Annotated in this window: 8 protein-coding genes; 5 read left to right on the forward strand and 3 right to left on the reverse strand. The window is 73.5% G+C overall.

The genetic code is table 11. The annotated features are described in order from the left end of the window. Positions 1–16: 16 nt before the first annotated feature. From L615_RS04975 to L615_RS04985, 3 genes are all read left to right on the forward strand, one after another. The gene (locus tag L615_RS04975; protein WP_261376561.1) at positions 17–2,224 is read left to right on the forward strand and encodes an acetate--CoA ligase family protein; all 2,208 of its coding nucleotides are present in this window, start codon (positions 17–19) and stop codon (positions 2,222–2,224) included. A 73-nt stretch (positions 2,225–2,297) separates the two neighbouring features. Beyond that, the gene (locus L615_RS24055; RefSeq protein ID WP_261376562.1) at positions 2,298–3,098 is read left to right on the forward strand and encodes a DUF5998 family protein; all 801 of its coding nucleotides are present in this window, start codon (positions 2,298–2,300) and stop codon (positions 3,096–3,098) included. Then, on the forward strand, positions 2,996–4,012 hold the full coding sequence (locus tag L615_RS04985; protein WP_261376564.1) for an alkaline phosphatase family protein: 1,017 nt from the start codon (positions 2,996–2,998) through the stop codon (positions 4,010–4,012). Before L615_RS24055 ends, L615_RS04985 begins: the two co-directional genes overlap by 103 nt. Positions 4,013–4,041: 29 nt before the next feature. On the opposite strand, the gene L615_RS04990 is transcribed toward L615_RS04985, so the two are convergent. Continuing rightward, complete coding sequence (locus L615_RS04990) at positions 4,042–4,707, reverse strand: thymidine kinase (protein WP_028656319.1); 666 nt, start codon at positions 4,705–4,707, stop codon at positions 4,042–4,044. Positions 4,708–4,877: 170 nt separating this feature from the next. Here L615_RS04990 and L615_RS04995 point away from each other — a divergent pair, with 170 nt between their 5' ends. After that, entirely contained in the window at positions 4,878–6,185 is a 1,308-nt protein-coding gene (locus tag L615_RS04995) for a lytic transglycosylase domain-containing protein (RefSeq protein ID WP_145724322.1), read from the forward strand. Next, positions 6,182–8,209: a M3 family metallopeptidase gene (locus tag L615_RS05000; protein ID WP_186449740.1), complete on the forward strand. Its 2,028-nt coding sequence runs from the start codon at positions 6,182–6,184 to the stop codon at positions 8,207–8,209. The genes L615_RS04995 and L615_RS05000 overlap by 4 nt, the downstream gene beginning before the upstream one ends. Before the next feature lie 31 nt (positions 8,210–8,240). Here L615_RS05000 and L615_RS05005 read toward each other — a convergent pair whose 3' ends face one another. Beyond that, positions 8,241–9,275, reverse strand: coding sequence for a sorbosone dehydrogenase family protein (locus L615_RS05005; protein WP_186449741.1), 1,035 nt, complete (start codon positions 9,273–9,275; stop codon positions 8,241–8,243). A 285-nt stretch (positions 9,276–9,560) separates the two neighbouring features. Then, a complete protein-coding gene (gene panB, locus L615_RS05010; protein WP_028656323.1) occupies positions 9,561–10,424 on the reverse strand; it encodes a 3-methyl-2-oxobutanoate hydroxymethyltransferase in 864 nt (287 codons plus the stop codon). Between the last annotated feature and the right edge of the window lie 369 nt (positions 10,425–10,793).

Raw genomic sequence — 10,793 nt, forward strand, 5'->3', positions numbered from 1 at the left:
CGGCTACCACGACGGCGTGATCACGCTGGAGTTCCCGATCGACCCGACCGACACCGCGATCGGGGTGATGCGCGACCGCGAGCACGCCGCCGAGGCCGCCTCCATCCACCGCTTCTTCCACCCCAAGTCGGTCGCGATCATCGGTGCCAGCCGCCGTCAGGACACCATCGGCCAGGTCCTCGTCCGCAACCTGGTGATGGCCGACTTCACCGGGCGCGTCTACGTCGTCAACCCCAGCGCGCCCGCCGTCTCCGGCCTGCCGGCCTACCGCAACGTCAACGACATCCCCGACGACGTCGACGTCGCGGTCGTCGCCGTCCCGGCCGACGCGGTGACCGACGTCGTCCTCGACTGTGCCAACAAGGGTGTCCACGGGCTGATCGTGATCTCCTCCGGCTTCGCCGAGACCGGCGAGGAGGGCCGCCGCCGGCAGCGCCACCTCGCGGGGCTGTGCCGCTCCTACGGCCTGCGCCTGATCGGCCCCAACTGCCTCGGCGCGATCAACACCGACCCGACCGTGCAGGTCAACGCCTCGCTCTCCTCGGTCATGCCCAACCGCGGTCGAGCCGGCTTCTTCTGCCAGTCCGGTGCCCTCGGCTCCGCGATCCTGGAGAAGGTCAAGAACCGTGGCCTGGGCATCTCGACCTTCGTCAGCGCGGGCAACCGCGCCGACGTCTCCGGCAACGACCTCCTGCAGTACTGGGAGGAGGACGACGCGACCGAGGTCGTGATGATGTACCTCGAGTCGATCGGTAACCCGCGCAAGTTCTCCCGCATCGCGCGGCGGGTCTCCAAGCGCAAGCCGATCGTCGCGGTCCGGTCCGGCCGGACGACCCAGGGCGTGCCGATGGGCCACGCGGTCCGCCGGATCGGTGCCCCGCAGGCCGCCGTCGACGCCATGTTCCGCCAGGCCGGCGTGATCCAGGTCGACACCCTCGACGACATGTTCGACGTCGCCCAGCTGCTCGCGCACCAGCCGCTGCCGCGCGGGCGCCGGGTCGCGATCGTCGGCAACTCCGACGCGCTCGGCCTGCTCGCCGCCGACGCCGCCTCGGCCGTCGGGCTGGTGGTCAACCGGTCCGTCGCCCTCGGCGCCGACGCCACCGCGGAGGACTTCGAGGACGCGCTCGACGACGCCATCGACGACCCGGACGTCGACTCCGTCATCGCCGTCTACATCCCGCCGCTCGACGTCAGCGGCGAGGAGGTCGCCAACGTGCTCGCCGCGGTCGGCGAGCAGTCGGACAAGCCGCTGGTGTCGTCCTTCCTCGGCGCGGAGGGCATCCCCGAGCTGCTGCGGGTGCCCGACGTCGCGGGCTCCTCCGCGGGACGCGGCTCCGTGCCGTCGTACCCCGCGGTCGAGGCGGCGGTGCGGGCCCTGGCCCGGGTCGTCGACTACGCGGTGTGGCTGAAGAACCCCGACGGGAAGGTGGCCGAGGCCGAGGACGTCGACGTCCGCGCTGCCCGCCGGCTGGTCAACGGGATCCTGTCCGACCCCGCCGTGGTCGCCGCCGACCGCGAGGTCGAGCTCGACCAGGACCAGGTGACGCGCCTGCTGGCGGCCTACGGCATCGAGCTGTGGCCGACCCTGCAGGTCAGGGACGTCGACGACGCGGTCGCCGCGGGGGAGACGCTCGGCTGGAACGTCGTGCTCAAGTCGACCCTGCCGTCGGTCCGCGAGCGGCCCGACCAGGTCCACGTGTGGCGCAACATCGACGACGAGGCCGAGATGCGTGAGGCCTGGGACGACCTGTGCCGCCTCGTGGACCCGGCGACGGGCCGGTTCGTGGTCCAGCGCAACGCCCCCACCGGGGTCCCGATCGCCGTCCGCTCGTTCGAGGACCCGCTGTTCGGCCCGGTCGTCTCCTTCGGCATCTCCGGCCCGGTCATCGAGCTGCTCCAGGACTGGTCCTACCGGATCCCGCCGCTGGGGGAGCACGAGGTCTCGGCGATGATCCGGGAGGTGAAGAGCGCGCCGCTGCTCTTCGGCTACCGCGGTGCCGAGGCTGTGGACGTCGCCGCGATCGAGGACCTGATCACCCGCGTCGCCGAGCTCCAGAACGACCTGCCGCAGGTCAGCTCCCTCGAGCTCTCGCTGGTGCTCGCCGGCGTCGACGGGGCCCGGGTGCTGACCGCCACCGCGCGGGTCGCCGCGGTCAAGGACCCCCGCCCGGACTCGTTCGTGCGGCGGATGCCCGACCTGATCACGACCATCCCCGACTGAGCCTCGCACCGCGACCAGCGGCGTGCGCCCCCGTCCCGGTGGGGCGCGGGGTGGTCGTGCGAGGATTCCACCCATGCCGAACGCACGTGCGCGCACTGGTGACCACCGGGACCGGATGGCCGAGCTCCACACCGCCATCAACCGCACCGGCTACTACCCCGAGGTCGTCGCCGACGCGGTGACCGACGCCTGTGGCGGGGAGCCGGTGGTGTCCTTCTACGTCCACCACGAGCCGACGTTCGAGCGCGACGAGGTGCGCCGCCACCAGACGGTGGTCGTGCTGACCCCGACCCGGCTCATCCTCGCCCACACCGACGAGCACGCCGGCGACGACCTGCTGCCCGAGCCCTACACCTCGACGTCGACCGAGGCGGTCAGCCTCAGCGCGGTGGCGTCGGTGGTGGTCACCCGGATGACGACCAACCCGACCGCCGGGCCGCGCCCGCCGGCCGAGGCCGTGCTGACCATCGGCTGGGGCGCCGTGAGCCGCGTCGACCTCGAGCCGGCCGGGTGCGACGACCCGCAGTGCGAGGCCGACCACGGCTACACCGGCACGCTGTCCTCCGACGACTTCTCGCTGCGGGNTGCTCTCGTTCGCCGCCTCCCTGTCCGCGCTCACCCGTGGTTGAGCAGGTGGCCGACCCGGGCGCGCAACCGGGGCCGGCGGGCTTCTGCGAGCCGGCGTACGGCGTCCGCTCGCTCGGTGACCTGGTGCCGGCCGCGGCGCACGCGCTCGGCGCCCCGCTCGGGCCGGCACCCTCCGGCCTGGTCCTGCCCGAGGCGGCGTCGTACGTCGTCTTCCTCATCGACGGCCTCGGCGCCCGGCTGCTCGAGCGGTACGCCCACGCGGCGCCGTACCTCTCCTCGCTGCTGACCACGTCGACCCCGGCAACGGCCGGCGTCCCGTCGACCACCTCCACGTCCCTGACCTCGCTCGGCACCGGGCTCACACCCGGCGCGCACGGCCTGGTCGGCTTCACCACCCGGATCCCGGGCACCGACGAGCTGCTCAACGCCCTGCTGTGGGACCACGACGTGGACCCGGCCCAGTGGCAGCCGCACACCACCGCCTTCGCGGCGCTGCAGGCGGCCGGGGTGCGGGTGACCGTCGTCAACAAGCGGGAGTTCAACGGCAGCGGGTTGACCGTCGCCGCCCACCGCGGGGCGGACTACGTCGGCGTCGACAAGGTCGGGGAGCGGATCGCGGCCGTCGTCGCCGCCTCCCGCCCGGGGCCGCGCCAGCCCACCCTCACCTACGTCTACGACGGCGACCTCGACTGGACCGGCCACCGCTGGGGCGTCGCCTCCACCCAGTGGCTGCAGCAGCTCGCGATGATCGACCACGAGGCCGAGCAGCTCCGCGAGGCGCTGCCCGCGGACCGCCGGATGGTCGTCGTCGCCGACCACGGCATGGTCGACGTCGCCGACGGTTCCCGGATCGACGTGTCGGCGCACGACGACCTCCGCTCCGGTGTCGCGATCGTCGGCGGCGAGGCCCGCTTCCGCCACCTCTACTGCACCGGTGGTGCGGTGCCGGACGTCGTGGCGACCTGGCGCGAGGTGGTCGGGCAGCGCGCCGAGGTGCTCACCCGGGCCGAGGCGATCGGCCGCGGCTGGTTCGGCGCCGTGGACCCGTCGGTGCTGCCACGGATCGGCGACGTCGTCGTGGCCTGCCGCGACGACTTCGCCGTGCTCGCGACCGAGAGCTTCCCCTACGAGGCGAAGCTGATCGGCATGCACGGTTCGCTCACGCCCGAGGAGATGCTGATCCCGGTCCTCGTCGACTGAGCCGGCGGGAACCGCACCGGGTCGGTGGCTCAGGCGAACGGCAGCGGCTCCGGCGACAGGCTGACGGCCCGTGCCCGGGCCGCGGTCATCCGTCGGCGGTGGTGCTGGCGGCAGAGCACCTCGTAGGCGACCTCGACGTCCGCGTCCGCGGGGGCGGCGGGCTCGGAGTCGACGTCGCCGACGACGATCACCTCGCCCTCGGTGACCATCACGCCGTTCTCGGTGCGGGCGTTGTGGGTGGCCCGCTTGCCGCACCAGCACAGCGCCTCGACCTGGAGGACCTCGGTCCGGTCGGCCAGCTCGACCAGCCGTGCCGACCCCGGGAAGAGCCGGGTGCGGAAGTCGGTGAGGATGCCGAAGCAGAAGACGTCGATCTGCAGCTCGTCGACGACCTTCGCGAGCTGGTCGATCTGCTCGGTCGTGTAGAACTGCGCCTCGTCGCAGATGAAGTAGTCGATCCGCGCGCCCTGGGTGAGGGCGTCGACGGTGTAGCGCCAGAAGTCGAAGCCCGGCTCGACCTCCTGCGCCAGCGCGGTCAGCCCGAGCCGCGACGACACCCGGGCCTGGCCGGCGCGGTCGTGCGAGGTGAACAGCCGCCCGGAGCGACCCCGGGCGGCGTGGTTGTGGTTGGTCTGCAGCGCGAGGGTCGACTTGCCGGCGTCCATGGTCCCGGTTCGGAAGATCAGCTCGGCCACGGGCGGCATCCTCTCATCCATCGGATGCGATGGAGAACGTGCCGTGCTCCGCGTGCGAACGCCGTCGTGACCTACGTCCCGCCGCGAGATCGGCGGAAAGTGCTGCAAAAAACCGGATGAGGGCGAACACTGGGACGAGTCCGATCTTCCTCAGGAGAGGTGCGGTGGTGATGGGGGATTCCACCAGCCCGGCCCGTCGCTGGCTGTGGCGCACGCTGGGTGTCTTCGGGCTGGTTGCGGCGCTGGCGCTCGTGCTCACGCTGACCGGTGTCACCGGCCGCGGCATCCCGACCGCGACCACCACCACGACCGACCCCGGTGCCGCCGAGCCGGCGGGCCCGGCCCCCGACGCCGCGCCGGCCGACGTGCCCGCTGCGGCCGGCGCGCCGCAGCAGGTCGCCCACGTCCCGACCGCGGTCCGTGCACCTGTCGGCGCGGCCGCGGGGTACGACGGCTCCGTGCTCGACGCCCCGTCCGCGGCCCTGCTGGCCTACCAGCGCGCGGCCTCGATCATCGACGGCGCCGCCGGCTGCAACGTCGACTGGCTCGTCCTCGCCGCCATCGGGCGCATCGAGTCCAACCACGGGCAGCGCGAGGACCTGACCGGCAAGGTCAGTGACACCGGCCTGGTCCGTCCCGCCATCATCGGCACGGCCCAGGACGGCCGGGGCGGGCGCAACAAGGTCAGCGACACCGACGGCGGCAAGCTCGACCACGACCGACGCTGGGACGCGCCGGTCGGCCCGCTGGGCCTGCTGCCCGCCACGTGGTCGGCCGTCGCGGTCGACGCCGACAGCGACGCGCGCCGCAACCCCCACGACCTCGACGACGCCGCGCTCGGGCTGAGCGTCCTGCTGTGCTCCTCGCGCGCCGACCTGTCGAAAGAGAAGGAGCTGCGCAAGGCGCTGGCGTCCTTCAACCAGGCCAAGGGGTACGCCGACACCGTGCTCGCCCTCGTCGACCTCTACGCCGAGGAGATGGAGAGCCACGCGCTGGCCGTCGCCCTGCCGATGAGCTACGTGCCCGACGGTGGCCTCGCCGAGCTGTGCGACTGCGGCCGCAAGGACGACGAGGTGGCGCGGTCCGCACGCACGACGCACGCGACCCGGCCCACGGCCCGGCCGGTCCCGCGCTCGGGCCCTGCCGACGCCCGACCGGGTGGTGGCCGCGGCGCGAGCCCGCTGCTGACGGACGACCCGGAGCAGAACCCGAGCGAGGAGCCGGAGCCCACCCCGGAGCCCGAGCCGTCGACGGAGCCCGAGCCGACCCCGGAGCCCGAGCCGACCCCGGAGCCCGAGCCGTCCACCGAGCCGACCGCCGGCCCCGCACCGACCGAGCAGCCCGCACCGGAGGCCGAGGAGCCGGAGGACGAGGAGCCGGAGGACGAGGCGCCGGAGGACGAGGCGGGCGAGCCCGAACCGTCGACCGAGCCGGACGCACCCGCCGACGAGGAGCCCGTCACTACAGTGACGGAGTGACGACGCACGCCCTGCTCGAGCCGAGCGACCTGCCGCACCAGCTGCCGCCCTTCGCGGAGATCCGCGACGAGGACTACGCGCCTGCGATCGAGGAGGCGATGGCCCGGCAGCTCGCCGCCGTCGCCGCGATCACCGCCGACCCCGAGCCGCCGACCTTCGAGAACACGATCGTCCCGCTCGAGCTCAGCGGGACTGCGCTCTCCCGGGTGATGCGGGTCTTCTACAACAAGGCCAGCGCGGACTCCTCCCCGACCGTCGATGCCGCGCGGGCCGAGCTCGCGCCCCGGCTCGCGGCGCACGCCGACGCCATCCAGCTCGACGCGGCGCTGTGGCAGCGGGTCCAGGCGGTCGCAGCCGACACCAGCGGGCTGGACCCCGAGGCGGCGTACCTCGTCGAGCGGTACGTCGCCGAGCTCCGCCTCGCCGGCGCCGCCCTCGACGAGGACGACAAGGCCCGGCTGCGCGAGCTCAACGGCGAGATCTCCAGCAAGGAGACCGCCTTCGAGCTGGCGCTCCAGGCCGACAGCAACGACCTGGCGCTCGTGGTGGACGACGCCTCCGAGCTCGACGGCCTGACGCCGGGGGAGGTGTCGGCCGCCGCGGCCGCCGCCACCGCCCGCGGCCTCGACGACAGGTACCTGCTCACCCTCGTCCTTCCCACCGCGCACCCGCACCTCGCCGCGCTCACCGACCGGTCCGTGCGCGAGCGGCTGTCGGTGGCCCAGCGTTCGCGCGGCAGCCGCGGCGGCGAGCACGACACCCGGGCCCTGGCGCTGGACATCCTCCGGTTGCGTGCCGAGCGCGCCCGCCTGCTCGGCTTCGACAACCACGCCGCGCTGGTGACCGCGGACAACACCGCCGGCACGCCGGCCGCCGTACGAGCGCTGCTCGAGCAGCTGGCGGCACCGGCCGCCCGCAACGCGCGGCGCGAGCAGGCCGCCCTGTCGGCGAAGGCCGGCTTCGACGTCGAGCCGTGGGACTGGCCGTTCTACGCCGAGCGGGTCCGCGCCGCCGAGCACGACGTCGACCTCGCCGCCCTGCGCCCGTGGTTCGAGGCCGAGCGGGTGCTGCAGGACGGCGTCTTCTTCGCCGCGGGCCGGCTGTTCGGGCTGGCCTTCGCCGAGCGCGACGACCTGGCGGGCTACCACCCGGACGTGCGGGTCTTCGAGGTCACCCGCGACGGCACCCCGGTCGGGCTCTTCCTGCTCGACCTCTACACCCGCGACTCCAAGCGCGGCGGAGCGTGGATGAGCAGCTTCGTCACCCGGTGCGGACTCCTCGGCACCGGGACGTCGGTGGTCGTCAACAACCTGAACGTCCCCAAGCCCGCCGAGGGCGAGGCCACGCTGCTCACGTGGGACGAGACCCGGACCCTCTTCCACGAGTTCGGCCACGCGCTGCACGGGCTCCTCGCGCAGGCGACCTACCCGAAGCTGGCCGGCACCGCGGTGTTCCGCGACTTCGTGGAGTACCCCTCCCAGGTCAACGAGATGTGGCTGCTGTGGCCGGAGGTGCTCGCCAGCTACGCGGTCCACCACGAGACGGGCGAACCGATCCCGGCCGAGGTCGTCGAACGGCTGCGTGCCGCCGAGACCTTCAACGAGGGCTTCGCGACCAGTGAGTACCTGGCCGCCGCGCTCATCGACCTCGCCTGGCACGAGCTCGGTCCCGACGAGGTGCCGACCGACCCGGAGGCGGTGCCGGCCTTCGAGCAGGAGGTCCTGGCAGCCGTCGGCCTCGACAACCCGGCGGTGCCGCCGCGCTACTCGACGCCGTACTTCGCGCATGCGTTCAGCTCCGGGTACGCCGCCGCCTACTACTCCTACGTGTGGAGCGAGGTCCTCGACGCCGACACCGTGGCCTGGTTCCGCGACAACGGCGGCTTGACGCGGGAGAACGGCGAGGCCTACCTGCGCCACGTCATCGGGATCGGCGGCACCCGCGACCCGCTGGCGTCCTACCTGGAGTGGCGCGGCCGCCCGGCACCGATCGAGCCGCTGCTGGCCCGCCGAGGGCTGGACTGAGCGACGCCGGTGCCGGCCGGACCCGCGGTGCTCAGCGCGGTCGGACGCGCAGCACCACGTCCCGGCCGCCGCCGTTGTCGGTGGTGACCAGCAGGGCCTGGCGTGACGTGGTGACGTCGCGCAGCCGGCCCCAGGTGCGCAGCGCGGCGGGGAAGCGCACCCACTGGCGCACCCCGTTGCGGTCGAGCTGGAGGAACATCAGCCGCTGGTCCTTCAGCACCGCGACGGCGAGGCTGTTGCGGTAGCCGCCCCAGGCGGCGCCAACGACGAAGTCCGCGCCCGACACGGCGATGGTCGGGTCCCCGGAGCGCCACCGGGCGTTGGTCTGCTGCCCGGGCAGGCGCTGGTCGGTCATCGGGACGCTCTCGTCGTAACCCGGCACCGGGTGCCAGCCGTAGTCACGGCCACCACCGAGGCGGTTGACCTCGTCGTCCCGGTACGAGCCGTGCTCGACCTCCCACAGCGTGCGGTCGGCCCGCTGGGCCAGGCCCTGCACGTTGCGGTGGCCGAAGGTGAAGACGAGGCGCCGCTTGCCGGTGCGGCCGAACCACGGGTTGCCGCGGGCGGGGGCGCCGGTGAAGCGGTTGACGCGCAGCACCTTGCCGCCCAGCGAGTCGAGGTTGCGCGGGTTGGTGCCGACGGCGGCGTCACCGGTGCCGATCATCAGGGTGCCGTTGCGCGGCACGAGCAGTCGGCAGCCGCCGTGGCGGCCGATGCTGTTGGAGGGCAGCCCGGTCACGAGGTGCTTCACGAGCCGCGCCCGGGTGAGCGCGGCGTCGAGGGTCCAGGCGCTGACGCGGATGTCGTGGCGTCCGGACCCGGTGCGCCAGCCCTGGCAGGTGTAGATGCGCCGGTTCCTGGCGAACGCGGGGTCGACCTCGAGCCCCATCAGGCCGGTCTCGCCCTGCGCCCAGACCCGGGCACTCGGGAAGGCGAGGTTCCGCCTGCCACCGGAGAGGTTCAGCAGGGTGAGGGTGCGCCGCTCCCGCTGGGTGACCAGCAGGTGGCCCGACGGCAGCTGCTTGACCTCCCACGGGTGGTCGAGGCCCTCGGCCAGGACCTCCACCCGCAGCCGCGGCAGCGCAGCCCGGGCCGCCGGCGCCGCACGTCCCGCTCCGGGCGTGGCCGGGTCGACGGCGCTCGAGGCGACGCCGCGGGTGTCCGGTCGCGCGCGGCCTCCTCGCGGGAGTCCATCGGGTCACCGGCGTCGGCGCACGCGACCGTCGGGACCAGCAGGACGGCGGCCGCGACGGCGGCGATTCGGGTCCGCATGCCCCGACGGTACGCCGGTGGGCGCACCGCCGGGGGCAGTCACGGATGAGCGGGGGATCGGCGGGGGATCAGCGGGGGATCAGAAGGTGTGCTCGGCGGCGGGGAAGCTGCCGTCCTTGACCTCGGCGTCGTAGGTCCGCGCCGCGTCGAGGAGCACCGAGCGCAGGTCGGCGTACTGCTTGACGAAGCGGGGCATGCGGCCGGTGCGCAGGCCGAAGGCGTCCTGCCACACGAGGACCTGGCCGTCGCACTGGTTGCCGGCGCCGATGCCGATGGTCGGGATGGTGAGCTTCGCGGTCACCTCGGCCGCGACGTCGCCGGGCACCATCTCCATGACGACCGCGAACGCGCCCGCCTCCTGCACCGCCTCGGCGTCGCGCAGCACCCGCTCCGCGGCGTCGCCACGGCCCTGCACCCGGTAGCCGCCGAGCGCGTGCTCGGACTGCGGGGTGAAGCCGATGTGCGCCATGACGGGGATCCCGCCGCGCGTCATCCGCTCGATCTGCGGCACCATCTCGACGCCGCCCTCGAGCTTCACGCAGTGCGCGCCGCCCTCCTTCATGAACCGCGCGGCGGTGAGGTAGCCCTGCTCGGGCGAGGCCTGGTAGCTGCCGAACGGCAGGTCGCCGACCACGAGCGCGCGCGTCACGGAGCGGCTGACCGCCCGGGTCAGCGGCAGCAGCTCGTCGACCGTCACCGGGATCGACGTGCTGTTGCCGAGCACGTTGTTGGAGGCGCTGTCGCCGACGAGCAGCACCTCGATGCCGGCCTCGTCGAAGACCTGCGCGGTCAGCTGGTCGTAGCTGGTGAGCATCGAGAAGCGCTCGCCGCGCTCCTTCATCTCACGCAGGTGGTGCGTGCGGACCCGCTTGATCGGGGTGGGGGAGGCTGCGGGCGCGGTGTCGCCACCGTAGGGGGCGGTCTCCTCGGGGGTGCTGCTCATCGTCGAGCTCCGTTCATTCGTGACTCGCGGCCCGCCGCTGCGGGTCCACGTTCGTGAAGGACAACCACGAGGCTAGTCCGCACCATGCTCCGAGCGCGCTGTGTGCCTCATCACGGCGCCTCGTTGTCCGCGCGAGCGCGTCGCGGTCGCCTCCGGTAGGTGGCGGACTCCCGGTGGTTGAGGTGCGACGAGCGCTAGCGAGGAGCCTCGAAACCTCCGGGCCTGTCGGGCGGGTTGTAGTGGGCACAGTCCGGCGCAGCGGGCCGCTGCTGGTTTCGAGGCTCGGCGCTGGGGCGCCTCACACCTCAACCAGCGGCGGTGGACGTGCTGAACGACGCCTCGCACCTCAACCAGCGGCGGTGGACGTGC

Source organism: Nocardioides sp. J9, assembly GCF_007829375.1.
In the GTDB taxonomy this organism is placed as follows: domain Bacteria; phylum Actinomycetota; class Actinomycetes; order Propionibacteriales; family Nocardioidaceae; genus Nocardioides.

Bases quoted from the DNA above. Each gene is read 5' to 3' on its own strand.
- panB (WP_028656323.1), bottom strand. From the start codon at position 10,424: ATGAGCAGCACCCCCGAGGAGACCGCCCCCTACGGTGGCGACACCGCG.
- L615_RS04995 (WP_145724322.1), top strand. From the start codon at position 4,878: ATGGGGGATTCCACCAGCCCGGCCCGTCGCTGGCTGTGGCGCACGCTG.